This is a genomic window from Allomuricauda sp. d1 (assembly GCF_039592695.1).
Classification (GTDB): Bacteria; Bacteroidota; Bacteroidia; order Flavobacteriales; family Flavobacteriaceae; genus Flagellimonas_A.
The window spans coordinates 751,507-768,566 of sequence record NZ_JBBUTK010000002.1; the positions used below are offsets into that span (position 1 = coordinate 751,507).

Annotated in this window: 16 protein-coding genes; 6 read left to right on the forward strand and 10 right to left on the reverse strand. The window is 43.2% G+C overall.

The annotated features are described in order from the left end of the window. Positions 1-66: 66 nt before the first annotated feature. Complete coding sequence (locus AAAH86_RS10485; protein WP_343487556.1) at positions 67-2,880, reverse strand: ATP-binding protein; 2,814 nt, start codon at positions 2,878-2,880, stop codon at positions 67-69. Positions 2,881-3,167: 287 nt separating this feature from the next. On the opposite strand from AAAH86_RS10485, the gene AAAH86_RS10490 reads away from it, so the two are divergent. Together AAAH86_RS10490 and AAAH86_RS10495 are read left to right on the forward strand one after the other, a co-directional pair. Continuing rightward, positions 3,168-3,713 (forward strand): cupin domain-containing protein, encoded by a 546-nt coding sequence (locus AAAH86_RS10490; protein WP_343487557.1) that lies wholly within the window; start codon positions 3,168-3,170, stop codon positions 3,711-3,713. A gap of 34 nt (positions 3,714-3,747) precedes the next feature. Beyond that, positions 3,748-4,254 (forward strand): hypothetical protein, encoded by a 507-nt coding sequence (locus AAAH86_RS10495; protein ID WP_343487559.1) that lies wholly within the window; start codon positions 3,748-3,750, stop codon positions 4,252-4,254. 75 nt (positions 4,255-4,329) lie between these two features. Here the strand turns inward: AAAH86_RS10495 and AAAH86_RS10500 are convergent, their stop codons facing one another. Together AAAH86_RS10500 and AAAH86_RS10505 are read right to left on the reverse strand one after the other, a co-directional pair. Then, positions 4,330-4,821, reverse strand: coding sequence for a DinB family protein (locus AAAH86_RS10500; protein ID WP_343487560.1), 492 nt, complete (start codon positions 4,819-4,821; stop codon positions 4,330-4,332). A 50-nt stretch (positions 4,822-4,871) separates the two neighbouring features. Continuing rightward, positions 4,872-5,666, reverse strand: coding sequence for a DUF2797 domain-containing protein (locus tag AAAH86_RS10505; protein WP_343487561.1), 795 nt, complete (start codon positions 5,664-5,666; stop codon positions 4,872-4,874). A 65-nt stretch (positions 5,667-5,731) separates the two neighbouring features. Between AAAH86_RS10505 and AAAH86_RS10510 the strand changes: the two genes are divergently transcribed. Both AAAH86_RS10510 and AAAH86_RS10515 read left to right on the forward strand, forming a co-directional pair. Next, positions 5,732-7,249, forward strand: coding sequence for a GH3 auxin-responsive promoter family protein (locus tag AAAH86_RS10510; protein ID WP_343487562.1), 1,518 nt, complete (start codon positions 5,732-5,734; stop codon positions 7,247-7,249). Positions 7,250-7,435: 186 nt separating this feature from the next. After that, positions 7,436-7,975: a hypothetical protein gene (locus tag AAAH86_RS10515; protein WP_343487563.1), complete on the forward strand. Its 540-nt coding sequence runs from the start codon at positions 7,436-7,438 to the stop codon at positions 7,973-7,975. Here the strand turns inward: AAAH86_RS10515 and clpX are convergent. The 7 genes from clpX to AAAH86_RS10550 all read right to left on the reverse strand — a co-directional run bounded on the left by clpX (position 7,972) and on the right by AAAH86_RS10550 (position 15,003). Further along, positions 7,972-9,207 carry an ATP-dependent Clp protease ATP-binding subunit ClpX gene (clpX, locus tag AAAH86_RS10520; RefSeq protein WP_343487564.1) on the reverse strand — a complete coding sequence of 412 codons (1,236 nt, stop codon included), beginning with the start codon at positions 9,205-9,207 and terminating at the stop codon, positions 7,972-7,974. The genes AAAH86_RS10515 and clpX overlap by 4 nt on opposite strands. Positions 9,208-9,289: 82 nt before the next feature. Further along, on the reverse strand, positions 9,290-9,967 hold the full coding sequence (gene clpP, locus AAAH86_RS10525) for an ATP-dependent Clp endopeptidase proteolytic subunit ClpP (RefSeq protein ID WP_343487565.1): 678 nt from the start codon (positions 9,965-9,967) through the stop codon (positions 9,290-9,292). 82 nt (positions 9,968-10,049) lie between these two features. Further along, positions 10,050-11,372, reverse strand: a complete 1,323-nt coding sequence (gene tig / locus AAAH86_RS10530) for a trigger factor (protein WP_343487567.1) — start codon at positions 11,370-11,372, stop codon at positions 10,050-10,052. Positions 11,373-11,472: 100 nt separating this feature from the next. Continuing rightward, on the reverse strand, positions 11,473-11,820 hold the full coding sequence (locus AAAH86_RS10535; protein WP_343487568.1) for a phage holin family protein: 348 nt from the start codon (positions 11,818-11,820) through the stop codon (positions 11,473-11,475). A gap of 63 nt (positions 11,821-11,883) precedes the next feature. Beyond that, entirely contained in the window at positions 11,884-13,386 is a 1,503-nt protein-coding gene (locus tag AAAH86_RS10540) for a G-D-S-L family lipolytic protein (protein WP_343487569.1), read from the reverse strand. Positions 13,387-13,517: 131 nt separating this feature from the next. Then, positions 13,518-14,285 carry an alpha/beta fold hydrolase gene (locus AAAH86_RS10545; protein WP_343487570.1) on the reverse strand — a complete coding sequence of 256 codons (768 nt, stop codon included), beginning with the start codon at positions 14,283-14,285 and terminating at the stop codon, positions 13,518-13,520. Positions 14,286-14,289: 4 nt separating this feature from the next. Next, positions 14,290-15,003, reverse strand: coding sequence for a pyridoxine 5'-phosphate synthase (locus tag AAAH86_RS10550; RefSeq protein ID WP_343487571.1), 714 nt, complete (start codon positions 15,001-15,003; stop codon positions 14,290-14,292). A 137-nt stretch (positions 15,004-15,140) separates the two neighbouring features. Here AAAH86_RS10550 and AAAH86_RS10555 point away from each other — a divergent pair, with 137 nt between their 5' ends. Both AAAH86_RS10555 and AAAH86_RS10560 read left to right on the forward strand, forming a co-directional pair. Continuing rightward, complete coding sequence (locus AAAH86_RS10555; protein ID WP_343487572.1) at positions 15,141-15,797, forward strand: CBS domain-containing protein; 657 nt, start codon at positions 15,141-15,143, stop codon at positions 15,795-15,797. A 1-nt stretch (position 15,798) separates the two neighbouring features. Next, positions 15,799-16,680, forward strand: coding sequence for an NAD kinase (locus AAAH86_RS10560; protein ID WP_343487573.1), 882 nt, complete (start codon positions 15,799-15,801; stop codon positions 16,678-16,680). Positions 16,681-17,060: the final 380 nt, after the last annotated feature.

Genomic DNA, 17,060 nt, shown 5'->3' on the forward strand with positions numbered 1-17,060 from the left:
TGCGGAATACACCTCCCTTTGTTGCAGAAAGGTGTCCACCAGTGGTAGGCCGAAGGGGTTTGGCACTTATTGTTTTACTTCATATGCGACCTTACTAGGTAACACCCCAAACTTTTCCTTAAAGCTTTTGGTAAAATATGACATGTTGGAGTAGCCCACTGAATAGGCAATCTCAGAAACAGAACCCATCTTTTGCGCAAGCATGGTCTTGGCCCTGTTCAAGCGGATTTCATTGACCAACTGTCCTGGGGATTTATTGGTCAGTGCTTTCAGTTTTCGGTGCAATTGGGCCCGACTAAAACCAACTTTTGAAGCAATATCTTCTACCGAAAGCAGTTCATTATCAATATTTTCTTTGATGATTTTCACCACTTTCTGTAAAAATTGGTCATCTACGGAACGTAGTTCCAAGTCGGGAAGGGCACTTAAATCCATCGATTTAAAATGTTCCCAAATCTTCTTTCGGGCCTCGACGAGGTTTTTAATGCGCAGTAGCAATTCATCGGCATCAAAGGGCTTGGTGAGGTAGGCATCGGCACCTTGAGTGAGACCGGCCATTTTACTTGTTTGCCCTGCTTTTGCGGTCAACATGATGATGGGAATGTGGCTAGTCTTGGTATTGTGCTTTAATGTATTGCACAGCTCGTAACCATCCTTTTTCGGCATCATCACATCGCTGATGACCAAATCGGGAATGTGCTCGAAGGCCATACGCTCCCCCTGTAATCCATCGTTGGCGGTGAGGACCTTATATTGAGGTTTCAGAATGTCGGCAATAAAATCCTGAAGGTCTTCATTATCCTCAACCAATAAGACCACCTTTTCATGGTCGTGAAGATTTTGGGAAGTACCATTTATCGATTCGGATAATTCTTTGGTTATAGGAATAACTTTGGGAGACTTATCTTCGGTCTGCTGCAGTTGAATGGATTCGGGCAGGTCTTCCAAACGTATCGGGAGTCTTATCTTAAAAGTGGTGCCCCGACGTTTTTCACTGTGTACATTAATTTGCCCATTGTGCAGGGTCACCAACTCTTTGGTCAACGCCAGCCCAATGCCCGAACCTTTGGCCTCGGTACCTTCCACCCGATAAAAGCGGTCAAAAATGCGGTCAATTTCGGTTTTGTGCATACCATTGCCAGTATCGCTGACTTTCAGAAAGAGATATTTATCGGAATGGCTGACGTTGACGTGAACCGCACCTCCATCCGGAGTATACTTAAAAGCATTCGACAAGAGGTTGTTGACGATTTTTTCCAGCTTGTCCTTATCGTAATACGCGTCATCCGATTCTTCTGAAAAATGGGTGTTCAAACTGATGTTCTTGCGCTCGGCCATACTTTCAAAAGAAAACACATGGGAGCGCAGAAACTGTATGAGTCCACCCTTGGTCAATTGCAAATGAACGTTGCCACTTTCAATTTTGGACAGTTCCAACAACTGGTTCACCAACATCTGTAATCGTTGCGTGTTTTTTTTGATAATGCCGAATGCCTTTTGTGAGAGTTGTACCGAACCATTTCGAGAGGCTTCCGACTGCTTTTCGGCCTGTTGCAGGGGCCCATGAATCAACGCAAGGGGTGTACGGAACTCGTGGCTGACATTGGCAAAAAAACGGGTTTTGATTTCATCCAAATCACGCATACGCTGTATTTCGGCCAGTGAACGTTCCGCACTCAGGCGTTCTAATTGATTTTGTTCATTGATTTTTTGACTGCGGTATGCAATTCCGAAAGAGTAGATAACAATTTGCAAAAACATACCGGTCGAATAAGGGTCGATACCAAAAGGTGGTCTCAAAACCCCCATAGACCAAAGTGTTCCGACAATCAAAAAGATACTGGCAATCAAGGATCCCGCCCCAAAATACCGGGCAAACAAGTCTTTTTTGAGGGTCAGCACAATGGATAGCAACAAACTGCCCAACGCATATACCGTTAGGAAGGGATAGTGTAAGGCATGGGGCGCTGTAAAATAAGTATCGGGTTTAAAAAAGGACACGTGCAGAAGGGTTACAAGGATCTCTCCCAAAATAAAAAGGGCCAATCCTAAAATAAACTTATCGAGCAAGGGAAATTTTCGCTTCGAATCGATAAACGAACGTCCAAAAAACCAAAAGGTAAAAAAGATACCGTTGGCGATGAAAATCCATGTAAAATAGCGAAGGTTGGGCAAGTCGCCAATGATGAGACCGATGGTCATGGCTTGGGTCAGGGTGCAGAAGGCCATCCAAACCGAAAACCAGAGGTACACTCGCTGCCTCAAATAGAGGTATTGTAGAAAAAAATACAGGAGAATCATAAAGGTCACCCCGAACATAAAGGCGTTAAAGATTCGGTGGTACTGAAAAGGGCGATGGTAAAACGCTTGGTCGGGGCTCCTGGCACTGAGGTTAAAATAGGCTGGATAGCCATACCCATTGCCTTGGGCTTTGATAATCAGGGTGACAACAGTATCAGGAGGTAATGATTTCAGGCTTATAGCGTTCAGTGCCCAGTGCTCCGAGGCGGATCGCTCTTTTTTGGGATATTCGACTCCCGTTTTTTGATGAAAGAGCTGTTGCCCGTTAGCATAGGCATGCACATCCACTTTCCCGTTACTTTTTGTCCAAGCGGGTGGACCAATCATCTTATCCTCAAATTGCAGTGTCCAATCTTGAATTGGTGATGATGCTTTCAATTTCAGTTTCCCCCAATACGTTGTATGAGTCTTAAGCAAACGGGGGAGTTCATCCCCCCGGATAAAGGGCAGATTAGTGGCGTTCAGCACTTTTTCCACAGTAAGATTTTCGGTACTATCCGTATACACTTGAAGGTACGGGTCCAAATCATGGACCGGATACTTCGGGTCGAGCTCATACACCGACTGTGCTGATAGCACACTAAAAATGTGTAAGCATAGGATGAAAAAAAGAAGTTTGCTTTTCATGGGATTGTCATAAACAAGGTACTTAAAATTCCTTAAGCACCTATAGACCACTAAGTTCGATGGTCTTTGGTGGATGCCCTAACACTCTTGTTTCATGCAATAACACTTTTGTTGCTTTCGCTGCATTTTGAAACAAAAGTATCAGCACTTGCAACCCCATTGGCATTTTGAACGTGCGGGCCAAAATAGATTTGCCTTCAAGAATTGTTTCCCACAAAACAAACTTTAAATAGTAAGATATGGACAGAAAACGATTTTTAACCCAATTGGGCGGAACAGGGCTGATGACAATACTGCCTATCAGTACGGCCAAGGCGATAGTGCCCAAGGTCAGTACTAATAGTGAAGCGAACGAAGCTAAGATAGTAAAGAATGGAGAGGGCACCGAACTCCGCATTTTTGGTAATCCGCAGTGGCACAAAGTAGTGGGAGGTGATACGGGGAACCAAGTTTTTGAATGGGTCGATGACCTTGCTCCGGGTTCGGGCATACCACCCCATGTGCACACCAAGGAAGATGAGATTTTTCGGGTATTGGAAGGGGAAGTCGAGATCATGGTTGACGGCAAGGTGACGGTGTTGAAGGCTGGTGATATGGCCTTTGCCCCAAAAAATATCCCACATGCTTGGAAGGTGGTCGGTGACCAAAAGGCAAAAATGTGGGTCAGCGCCTTTCCTTCGGGTATGGAACACATGTTTCATGAATTGAACGCCCTGCCATCGGGACCTCCAGACTTTGAAAAGGTATCAGCAATCTGCGAAACCTATGGAATTCGATTTGTATAACAATTAACAAAATAGAATCTAAAACATGTGAATTATGAAAAATGTAAAACGAACATTATTGAATGTATTGTTGGTGTTGCCAATGATCTTACTATTTATTGGCTGCGATGATTATAGCGGCGATTCGCCAGCTACTTGGGAAATCGAGGTAGACCAGCTAAAAGCTGCTACTGCCAAGTATGCCAATATTGATGTTGCCATCAATGAAGGATTTTTTGACGCCTCCGGCTTTGTACCAAACATGGGCCACCACTATCTGTTACCGACTAGAGTAGATGACACCTTTGTCTTAGAGGAGCCTGAAATTATCTTGTACGCACCTGATGAAAACGGGGTCATGCAATTTGTGGCGGTGGAATATGTTACACCGATTGCCGATTTGGATAATCCGGGTACACCACCAGACGGTTTTACCGGCGATGTGGACGAATGGGAAATCAATCCCAATCTAAGCCAATGGCAATTGCATGTATGGATTGTAAAAGAAAACCCTGATGGCATCTTCGCACCTTTTAACCCAACCGTTGGAGATGGAAATTAAGAGGTTTTATTTGAAGTAGTGTTTTTATAGCGCCCAAGCAACCCTTGGGCGTTTTGCTAAAAATGGATTTATCTATTATAAATATTTATCTTTAATGATGTTTACATGATGAATTTCATGACCGATAATCGAGATGAGAAAATCATTGAGCGTAATTTCATATTGCCCAGCCCAGCCCTTTATCTTTAATTGACTTTCTGATAGCGTATCGACAAAACTTATGGATGATTGTCTCACACGTGAAAAATCATTGACTAACTGCCGCATGGTCAATTCTTCAAAACGGCTGTTGGCTACCAACAAATTTTGGTCATAACCCCATAGCTGCACGTTTTCACTTCTGCTCAGTTGAAATGCCCTGAACATCTTTATTCTTTCATGGTCGGTGATATGCCCCACAATTTGTTTGATGCTCCATTTTTTTGGGGCGTAGCGATTCATGGATTTTTCTTCACTAATGGAATTTAATAGTGCTTCATTTACTGAAGAGGAAAAAAGTGTATTCAAATCATTTCCCTTTGCCAAATCGAAATAGTATGGGAAACCGTCTTTCGGCGTATAATTCATTTTTTGTTTTTAAAGCAAACTTGAATGTTAGATTGAAAGAGGGATTTCTGTCAATTCACATCAATCCCGACATAATACCCTTCACTGCCCCGAACATTGAAAACGGTCTGGTCTTCAAAGATGAGGTACTGGCCTTTGACACCCTTTAAAACCCCCTCGAAGGTGGGGTTCTTATTCAAATTCAAGCTTTTGACCTTTTCAGGATATTGCAGCACAGGAAACTCAATATTCGTCTCTGAGTTCGAGTCGATAAAATAATCTGCGGCCTCGTTGGGCACATGGTTTTTGAGCTTGTTGCGCCATTCGACCAAATCTTCATCCTTAATATCATTGGTCAGCATTTTTCGCCAACTGGTCTTATCACTGACATGGTCTTTTAAGGCGACTTCGGTAATGCCCGCAAGGTAGCGGTTGGGTACTTCGACGATTTCGATGGCCTCGTGGGCCCCTTGATCTATCCAGCGGGTGGGTACTTGGGTTTTTCGGGTCACCCCGACTTTGACACTACTTGAATTGGCGAGGTACACGATATGGGGCTGCAACTGCACACGTTTTTCATATTCGAGATCACGGTCTTCCTTACCCAAATGGGCTGTGCTGAGTTCGGGTTTCATGATCCAATCCCCTGCAGCGGGGGTTTCATAGAAACAGGTCTTGCAAAACCCCTGACGATAAATGGGGCGGTTTTCACCACAATTCAAACATTGAAATTTAATGAACTCGATTTTCAGGCTCTTGTTCAATGCTTGGTTCATGTTCATAAAATCATGTTCAAAAAGCAAAAAGTATTGAATGGGCGAGCCCATTTCGGTACGCATTTTTTGTAGAACGCCCTCGTATAGCATGAATTTGAAATTAAAAGTGTATCAACTATTTTAGCTAGACTGCTTACTTGGTTAAATATACAAAAATGCCCATACCACTGTTCAACAGTATTGCCTCATGGTTGCTCAAAAAACGTTACCACCAGATAGAGCTTTTTTTGAAGTATCCGGCCGATGTTCAGAATGAGGTTTTGCATCAGCTGATTTCTTTTTCAGAAGACACTGCCTTGGGCAAGACCCATGATTTTGAGAGTATTTCAGGCTATGAGGAGTTTGCCCAACGTGTACCCATCGTCAATTATGAAGAAATTGCCGATACCATTGAATTGATGCGCAAGGGCCATCAAAACTTGCTATGGCCAACCCATATCAAATGGTTTGCCAAAAGCAGTGGTACGACCAACGCCAAGAGCAAGTTCATACCGGTCAGCACAGAAGCCCTGGAAGACTGTCACTATAAATCAAGCAAAGATTTGCTGTGCCTTTATCTCAACAACAATGAAGACTCGCAATTGTTCAAAGGCAAAAGCCTGCGTTTGGGGGGCAGCAAGGAACTGTACGAAGAAAACGGAAGCGTCTTCGGAGACCTTTCCGCCATTTTGATTGACAACATGCCCCTCTGGGCAGAGTTTAGCAGCACGCCAAGTAATAAGGTGTCACTGATGGGGGAGTGGGAGACCAAACTCACCGCTATCATTGAAGAAAGCATTCAAGAGAATGTGACCAGTTTGGCAGGGGTGCCCTCTTGGATGTTGGTCCTGCTCAATGAGGTGCTCGAAACCACAGGTAAAAACCACCTCTTTGAAGTTTGGGAAAATCTCGAGGTCTATTTTCACGGTGGAGTAAGTTTTGCTCCCTATAAGGAACAGTATCAAAAATTGCTGCCGCGAAATCGGTTCAATTATTATGAAATCTATAATGCTTCTGAAGGTTTCTTTGGGATACAGGACCGTAACAATGCCGACGACCTCTTGCTGATGCTGGATTATGGAATCTTCTACGAATTCATTCCTATGGATTCTTATGGAAAGGATACCCAAAAGGCCATTCCGCTTTGGGAAGTGGAAACCGGCGTCAATTACGCTATGGTCATCACGACCAATGCAGGATTGTGGCGTTACAAAATCGGGGATACGGTGCGCTTCACCTCTACCAATCCGTATCGAATTCGAATCACGGGCCGTACCAAACACCATATCAATGCCTTTGGCGAGGAACTGATTATTGAGAACGCTGAAGAGGCACTCAAAAAAATCTGCAAAAAAACGGATGCTGAAATCATGGATTATACAGCTGCTCCCATTTTTATGAACGGTAGTGAAAAAGGCGGCCATGAATGGATTATTGAGTTCAGAAAACCACCAGAGGATATCGACTACTTTACCGAGTTTTTAGACAATGCGCTAAAATCATTGAATTCTGATTACGAGGCCAAACGCTACAACAACATTACCCTAAAGATGCCCAAAGTGCACGTGGCCCGTAAAAACCTGTTTCACGATTGGTTGAAATCAAAGGATAAGTTGGGCGGGCAGCATAAGATTCCAAGGCTTTCAAACGAACGAGGTTGTTTGGAAGAGTTGCTCAAGATGAACCAAAACTAGCCATTAATCAACCATTCCGGTCATTTCACACAATTCCACAAAGATTTACGAAAACGTTTTCGTAGGTTTACATCGTTTTGTCGAACAAACATCTCTTTTGAACAAATAAATGTGTTTTTTCGTCGTTTATAACAGAAGTTTGATGCGCAGTTCCCAATTCGATTAACCAAAGCAAACTAAAAAATCATGGCAGAGAAACTGGTCGTTCTTTCAGATATGTGGGGGGTAAAAAAAGGCCTCTGGATTACTTCTTACTTCGGATATTTACAGCAATATTATGACATCACTTTCTATGATTGCCTACAATTGGGCAATGTAGATGTGCCCGTCTGCACCGAAGAGAACATTCACAACGCATTTGTCAATGGCGGTATCGATACCGCAGTTGCCCACTTGCTTAAAAAAGAACATGAATCAGCCCATTATCTTGCCTTTAGTACAGGTGGTACCATTGCATGGAAGGCAGCTCTCAACGGGTTGCCCATAAAATCACTCACGGCAGTTTCACCCACCCGAATTCGTCATGAATCCCAAAGCCCCGATTGTGAACTGGATTTAATTTTTGGAGAATGTGATGAATTCAAACCTTCAATGAAATGGGCCAAAGAAGTCGGTGTTTCAATGAATGTGATTTCCGGATTTGGACACCAATTGTATTCCGATGAAAAAATCATTAATGAACTTTGCCTGAAATTGTTGCAAAAGGTCACAAAAAAAGCGGTCTAAGAAACCGCCTTTAATTTTTTGATGGTCTCGCGAGAGAGTTTTTCTTCGGCATAGGCCTTCGTCACCTTGAACTCTTTTTCATCTTCACTGGGCAATGTGAACATGGCATCGGTAAAAATGGCCTCACATAGTGAACGTAGTCCGCGGGCGCCCAACTTATACTCCACCGCTTTTTCAACAATAAAAGTCAACGCCTGCTCGGTGATGCTAAAGGTGATGCCATCCATGGCAAACAGTTTTTCATACTGTTTGATGATCGCGTTTTTGGGTTCGGTAAGTATGGCACGAAGTGTTTTGGCATCCAAAGGGTTCATGTGTGTGAGCACTGGAAGTCTTCCGATAATTTCAGGAATCAATCCGAATTCCTTTAAATCTTTGGGAATGATGTACTGAAGAATGTTTTTATTGTCCAATTGGTCCTCAGCTTTTGAGGCGCTGTACCCAACGGCTTGCATGTTCAAACGTTTGGTAATGATACGTTCGATACCGTCAAAAGCACCACCGGCAACAAAAAGAATGTTCTCGGTATTGACCTCTATAAATTTTTGGTCTGGATGTTTTCTGCCCCCTTTGGGCGGTACATTGACCATGGTGCCTTCCAAGAGTTTAAGAAGCCCTTGTTGTACGCCTTCGCCAGAAACATCGCGGGTAATGGAGGGATTGTCACTTTTTCTGGCAATCTTGTCTATTTCATCAATGAAAACAATACCGCGCTCTGCTTTTTCAAGGTTATAATCGGCAGCTTGTAGCAAACGAGTCAAGATACTCTCAACATCTTCGCCCACATAACCAGCTTCTGTCAGTACCGTGGCATCAACAATGGCCAATGGTACGTTCAACATTTTAGCGATGGTCTTGGCCATCAAAGTTTTGCCCGTACCCGTTTCACCGACCATAATGATGTTACTTTTTTGAATCTCAACATCATCTTCTGTGCTTTTGGGTTGCAACAATCGCTTATAGTGGTTGTAAACCGCTACAGACATCACTTTTTTGGTACGCTCTTGGCCGATGACAAAGGTGTCAAGAAAGTCTTTGATCTCTAAAGGTTTCTTTAAGACCAGTTCTGAGGAAAGGTCATTGTTCTTTGATTGCTTCGATTCTTCGGCGACAATGCTATGTGCCTGCTCGATGCAACGGTCGCAGATATGGGCATCAAGCCCAGCAATCAAAAGATTGGTCTCTGGCTTTTTCCTTCCACAAAAAGAGCATTCCAAATTTTCCTTTGCCATGTTGGGTGTGTTGTAACGTATTAACGTAAAATCAGCTGATTTCTTCTAAAATAAGAAAAAGCCGATGGTTTGGTCTTGTTTTTTATTGTTCCCTTACGAGAATTTCATCAATCATGCCATATTCTTGGGCCTCTTCGGCTTTCATCCAATAATCGCGGTCACTATCCTCATAGACCTTGTCAAAACCCTGGCCTGAATGTTTAGAAATGATTTGATACAATTCATCTTTTATTTTGAGCACTTCTTTCGCCGCTATCTCGATATCGCTTGCCTGACCTTGTGTACCTGATAAAGGCTGGTGTATCATCACACGAGAGTGGCTTAGACCACTGCGCTTGCCCGATTCACCGGCACAGAGGATGACCGCGGCCATTGATGCGGCTATACCCGTGCAAATGGTCGCCACATCGGGTTTGATAAATTGCATGGTGTCGTAGATTCCCAAGCCTGCATATACACTGCCGCCGGGAGAGTTGATATAAATCTGGATGTCTTTTGAGGCATCGGCACTTTCTAAGAACAACAGTTGTGCCTGAACGATATTGGCCACTTGGTCATTGATACCCGTACCCAAAAAAATGATACGGTCCATCATGAGCCTTGAGAACACATCCATGGCTATCGCATTCAGTTGACGCTCTTCAATGATGTTTGGAGTCATGCCAACAGGGTACATGCTACTGACGATCTTGTCATAATACATGCTGTTGATACCGTGATGCTTGGTGGCGTATTTTTGAAATTCGTTGTAGTAATCCATAGAATGGCAATCGCTAGTTTTAATAAAAAAGGTGCCGAAACTAACGTTCCGGCACCGTAAAGATACTTATTTTGAAGGAAATCTATCCGTAGACTTCCTTTATGAAATTGTCATAAGTGACCTCTTTTTTCTTGAGGTTGGCCTTCTCTTTGTAGAGATTGAGCAGTTTTTGACTCATCAGTTGCTCTGAGAGTCGTTTTACTTCTTCTTGGTTGCCCAAAACCCTGTTGGCGATGTTGTCCAATTCTTCTTCGGCCGGATTTACATTGCCATATTGCGCCATCTGTGATTTGATAAAACCTTTGGCAAACTCTTTCAATTCATCAAAAGTAACCTGTAGGTCATGCTCTTTAATAATTTTGCCCTCAATGAGCTGGTAGCGAAGTCCTTTTTCTGATTTTTCAAACTCTTCTTTTGCTTCGTCTTCGGTCAATGGCTTCTCACCACTGATCTGCATCCATTTTTGAAGAAACTCGGTTGGCAGATTGAACTTTGTGGTCTCTATCAACCGCTCAGTGACGTCATTCAACAATTTTTGATCCGCTTGTTGTTCAAACTGTTTTTCAGAATCTTCTTTGATTCTTTCTTTCAGCGCAGCTTCAGAAGCGACTTCATCTTTTCCGAAAAGCTTGTCAAAAAGTTCTTGGTCAAGAGAAGCGGGCTGTCGCTCGTTGATTTCCTCAACGGTAAAGGCTACTTCTATGTTCAACTTTTCAGCTTTATCACGTGGTATGCCCAAAGTGCTTGAAAGCAGATAATCTTCTTTGAACAACCCCTTTGTCTTTAACTGGGCAGTTTCACCGACCTTTAGACCAACCAGGTTGTCCAATGCTTTTTTACTTTTAACTTTATCGAGTTCGATTGTCGCCTTGTTCTCGATTTCCTCAGCTTCATTTTTAAAGGTGCCGGTGACTTCATCGCCTTTGCCGACCACTTCTTTGCTGATTAGTTTGCCATATTGCTTTTTGATACGATCTACTTGCTCGTCGACCATTTTTTTATCGGCAACGATCTTGTAGTGGGTGATGGCTTTTTTGGTCTTCAACTGCACGTCAAAGTCTGGTGCCAAGCCCAATTCAAACTCAAAAGCAAGTTCATCACTGTCCCAGTCAAGATTATCCTGCTGTTTTGGCAGGGGATTACCCAACACATCGAGCTTCTCTTCGGTCAAGTATTTGTTGAGGTTGTCTTGCAATAACTTGTTCACCTCATCGACCAACACGGCTTTGCCATATTGTTTTCTGATGAGCCCTAAAGGTACTTGACCCTTACGAAAACCGGGTATATTGGCCTGTTTTCGATAATCATTGAGAATCTTGTTCACTTTTGCCTCGTAGTCATTTTTGGTAATGGCCACTTTCACCACGGCATTCAACTCGTCAATCTGCTCTTTCGTGATATTCATCTACCTTTCGGTTTTGTAATTAAAAATGGAGCGCAAAAGTAGTATATTTTGGCCTGTGCACCAACTTTTTAAGGTTTTGCTAACCAAAGTCTCGGTGCACTTATTTTTTATCCTCTTTTAGGATAGAGTATAAGATGGATTGAAGTAGTGATAACAACAGACTGAACAAAATGGCCCACCAAATACTGGTGACCTGAAACCCATCGATAAAGTTGGCGGCCAAAAGGATAATGACGGCATTGATGACGAGCAAGAACAGCCCCAGGGTGACAATGGTAATTGGCAAGGTCAATATCACCAAAATGGGCTTGACCACAAAGTTCAAAAGACTCAATACCACCGCTACAATAATGGCGGTTACATAAGAATCTACACCTACCCCCGGTAAAACATAGGACAGTATGACCACCGCCAGGGCACTCAGTAAAATGCGAAGAATAAATTTCATGATTTTAAAATTAAAAGGGTGCTTTTTGAGCACCCTTAAAAATAGAAATATTTTGGTTTGGCATCAATTGATGTACAATCCTGTATAATCTAAAGGGTTCACACCCGGCAACGTTGATCCGTATTTGGCATTGATGGCTTCAGCAAAGGCATTGGCAAGAATGGCATAGCCTCTTGGTGAGGGATGTACACCATCCAATGAAAAACCACCACCTGTACCGAATTCAGCGGTTACGGTACTACCGTCAGCTAAAGGGAATCCCATTTCATTGATGCCCCTTAGAAGCGCATTCGCATCCACTAGAGCCAAATCATATGTTGTTGCAAGTCCTGCGATAACCTGATTGTAAGCTATTAAAGTGGCATTTGCAGTAGCTTGTTCTTCAGGAGTCAGTACCCAGTTGTCTGCCAAAGGAATCGCAACACCATTAATCGAAGTTGGGTCAGCAGGATTGGCCAACGTACCAATAAACGAACGTGATGTCAAGACCAATAAATCATCAGGAGTAGACTGTCGCATATTGATCAATGCGGGGTTGACCCCAGTTAAATCGGTTAAATCTTCATCAATCAATACTACTGCATTGGCATCACCCGCTTCGAAAGAAATCGTTCTTCGTTCTAGCTCTTCGGCAGTAATTAATCCAAGGCCTTGAACTTGGGCAAGTCCACCATTGTAAGCTGCATAGGCACCATTTAATAAATCTGCTGTTGCCTGATCCAGCGGAACCGGATTATAGGGCACTGTGGTTAAAAATGGTATTGTGGTGACATCGGGCAGATTGGCAATCACGCCATCAGCCCCATTGGCGGTCATCGCCTGTAATACGGCATCAATAGATCCGGCGACAACATTGGGGTCTGAGATGTCCGATCCCCCGTATGTAGATGGGTCGATATTTCCTGTTTGATTAACACCAGCACCACCTGCAACAACATATCCTAAGATATCGTTATTACCTATCCAAACTGAGAAAAAGGTGGCGTTTTGGGCTGCAGCATCTGCCAATACCGTGGTGGTCGGTGATGAGGCAAACCTAGCGAAATAGGGATTTGCCAGTCCATCAGCAACACCTGCGACATTGCCATATCCTGGCGCGACCAAATGGTAACTTTTTGCACCAGGAACGCCCATATTATTAAAACTTCCTGAAAGGGTATTGGTTATTTCAGTACTTCCCTGACCCTCAACGGGAACAGGATTAGGGGAGCCTGTAGAAAAATCCAAAATCAACCGATTCCCAGCAATCGGATTTCCAGCAAGGGTCATTCCTCCCAGATTATCTGCCATAAACGGTATATTGAAAGAGCCACCGCCTGCGAGGGCAAAATTACTGGCAAGCATGTTGGGGAACGATGCCTCTTGGCCCGCAGTGAACAGCGCGTTATCAGAGAACCCCGCCGTCAATGAATTTCCTATGGCCACGTAGTTTGAGAAATCGGCCGAGCCAGAGGTGACCACAATTGGGTCGGGCATTGAGTCGGGTTCTGTGACCATTGTATCGTCATCTTCACATGAAATCATCAGAAGCCCAAAACAGAACAATAGGGCGAATATCCTTTTCATAATACAATAAATTTGAGTTAGCTTATTTTAACTAAAGGTTAATGAGATGTGACCAAATCTATATGAAAATTAGCATACTTACAATAAGATGGGCAAAAAAATTATGCATGCATAATAAAATGCACCCAATTTTAACGATTTATGAAGTCCATCGTTTTTTCAAAGAATTGTTTCGGATTTTCAGCATGAAGCCAGTGCCCTGCATTTTCAATGGTTGCTATGGATGCGTTCGGGAACCGTTTTTTGATGAGTTCACTGTCGGAAGGAGCTATATATTCAGAGCGGTCGCCTCTTAAAAACAAGGTGGGTTTTGTAAATGGACTCGAGGGCGGAATGTCTTCCCCGATTTCCTCCATTTTATCTTTTAAAACGTCTAGATTGAAACGAAACCCCAATGTTCCTTTTTCGACCCAATACAGGTTTTTGAGCAAAAACTGACGAATTCCGAAATCTGCAAGTTTTTCTGCCAATTTTTCGTCGGCCTCGCCTCTGGATTGAATTTTAGAGAAATCCAAAGACTCGAGCGCATCGACAATGTCTTGATGATGTGGCGGATAGTGTTTTGGGGCTATGTCGGCAACCAATAATTTGTCGACCATTTCAGGATGTGAAACTGCGAACTGCATGGCCGTTTTGCCCCCCATCGAATGGCCGAGCACCATAGCTGAATCCAATCCATGAAATGCCATATAATTTTTGACATCATTGGCCAATAGCTCATAGTCAAAATCCTTGGAATGAAAACTCTTGCCATGGTTGCGTTGATCAACCAAATGTACTTCGAGGCCATTTTCGGCGTATTGTTTGCCCAAGGTTTTCCAGTTGTCGAGCATGCCTAAAAATCCATGTAGGATAATCATGGGTTTTCCCGAACCCAGAATAGTTGAATGTAAGACCATGGCGCTATTTTAATCGATGCAAATACATGTTGACCACATTTTCCAATCCCAAATAAATGGATTCACAGATGAGGGCATGGCCAATGGAAACCTCCAATAAATCTGGAATGTTCGCTTTAAAAAACGTAATGTTATCAAGATTCAGGTCATGGCCGGCATTGATGCCAAGACCGACCGAAGTAGCAGTTTTGGCAGCTTCAACAAAAGGGTCGATACCTTTTTGGTTTCCTTCAGAAAAGGCTTTGGCGTAGCTTTCAGTGTACAATTCGATACGGTCAGTGCCCGTTGCTGCAGCCCCTTCGACCATTTGGTTGTCGGGATCCACAAAAATGGAGGTGCGAATGCCGTTGGATTTGAAGGTGGCGATGACATCTTTCAAAAAGTCTTTGTGCCTTTTGGTATCCCATCCGGCATTTGAAGTGATGGCATCTTCGGCATCGGGCACCAAGGTTACCTGGGTGGGTTTGACCTCGAGCACCAAATCAATGAATTTCGGAATGGGATTGCCCTCAATATTGAATTCGGTGGTCACCACGTGTTTCAAATCCCTTGCGTCTTGATAGCGAATATGACGCTCATCAGGTCTGGGATGGATCGTGATGCCGTTGGCCCCGAAAGCTTCAATATCTTTGGCAGATTTCAGCAAATCGGGCACATTGCCCCCGCGAGAGTTTCTTAGAGTGGCCAGCTTATTGATGTTGACACTGAGTTTTGTCATAAAGAAATGGTCTGTTTGAGGTTGCAAAAATACAAAAGGGCATGTCTTTTGCTCTAGATAGTATAGTTTTTGTGTTTATGCGAAAATTGTAAATAAGTTCGTTATTAAAATAGTATTTTGCATTTGAATAAATGAATATGCACATTCAAAACCACATATTGACCACGCTACCTTTTTTTCAGTTATCCGATAGCATGGAAACGGTCATCCACTTTTTTGAGGAGACCACTTTTTCGCATGTGGCAGTAGTTGATGAAGGTGTTTTTATGGGATTGTTGGCTGAAAAAGACTTGGGCTGTTTTGAATCTGAAAAAAAGATTGAAGACTTTCGTTACAATTTTGAGGCTTTTTATGTCACCAAAGATACTTCTTGGTTTGATGTACTTGAAAAATTTGCTCGAAATGAGGCCAATATTCTACCCCTTATTGATGACAAGAACAGTTTTGAGGGCTATTATGACTTGACGGATGTCGTGGGAGAATTTATCGCTACGCCCTTTTTCACCGAACCTGGGGGCATTTTGGTGGTTTCGAAGGGCATCAAAGACTATTCTTTCAGTGAAATTGCCCAAATTGTTGAAGGCAATAATGCCAAACTTTTGGGGGCCTTCGTTACTGATAACCAAAACGATGTGGTACAGATTACCCTGAAAATTAGCAGCGCCAATCTCAATGAGGTAACGCAGACTTTCAGACGCTACAATTATGCCATTCTTTTTGGCAACAGCGATGACCTTTTTATGGAAGATCTGAAACAGCGCTCTGAATACCTTGACAAATATTTAAACGTATAAAATGAAAGTTGCGGTTTACGGTCAGACCATTCACGAAAGTGATGGAAAGTATATCGCTGAACTTTTACGTGAGCTTGAACGTGTTGATGCCAAAATCAGTATCGAGAGAGACTTTCAAGAACAACTGGCGAACAGAGGGCTCAATTTTACTTCGAATACCTTTTCACAGTCCGATGGGCTTGATGCCGGCTTCGAACTTTTTATCAGTATTGGGGGTGACGGTACGATGCTGAGGGCTGTGACCTTTATCGGTAATAAGGGCATACCGATTGTGGGGGTGAATACGGGGCGACTCGGATTTTTATCCACCTTTAAAAAAGAAGATGTAAAAAAACTGGTGACGGAATTTGCGGCCAACAATTTTTCGATTGAAGAACGTAGCTTGGTCGAGATTTCTTTGGATGATGACACCTCTGAACTGGGCGATATCAACTACGCCCTCAACGAAGTAACGGTCAGTAGAAAAGATACGACTTCGATGATAACCGTTGAGACCTATCTTGATGAAGAGTATCTTACTTCTTACTGGGCCGATGGCCTTATTGTCGCCACCCCAACAGGCTCGACCGGATATTCATTGAGCTGTGGTGGCCCCGTGATGGCGCCAACGGCCAAATCATTGGTGCTGACACCTATTGCTCCACATAACCTTAATGCGAGGCCGTTGGTCATTTCAGATGATACAGAGATTCGACTTAAAGTATCTGGCCGCGAAGAAAACCACTTAGTTTCTTTGGATTCCCGAATTGCGACCATCCCCAATGGAAAAGAAATCCGTATCAGAAAATCAAACTTTACCATCAAAATGGTCGAATACAAATCTGAAAGTTTTTTGAAGACACTACGGAACAAACTACTTTGGGGCGAAGACCGAAGGAACTAAGCTCAAGCAAGTATTAAGTTCAAATACAAACTCAAACAGCAAATACAAAGTCAATTTGTGAAATTCGTGACCATAAGTTTACATGTTTAGAGGATTTAGAAGTTTAGGTGCAAAATCTCTGTGAAACTCAGTGATTGTCTGTGCAGCTCAGCGAAACAGATTTTCAAGTATCAAGTTCAAGCTCAAAAACCATTTGTGCTTATTCGTGAAATCCGTGTCCTTTGAATTACGATTTTAGGGTTGCGAATTACGAATGTGGTGTCTTGCGACCGAACAGCGCTCTGCGAGACTCTGTGGTTCTCAATATGGCCCGGCGAAATTACCTTTGGATTAAAATTCCGATCCCCAAGCACATAATTCCAAAAAATGTATTACAGCAA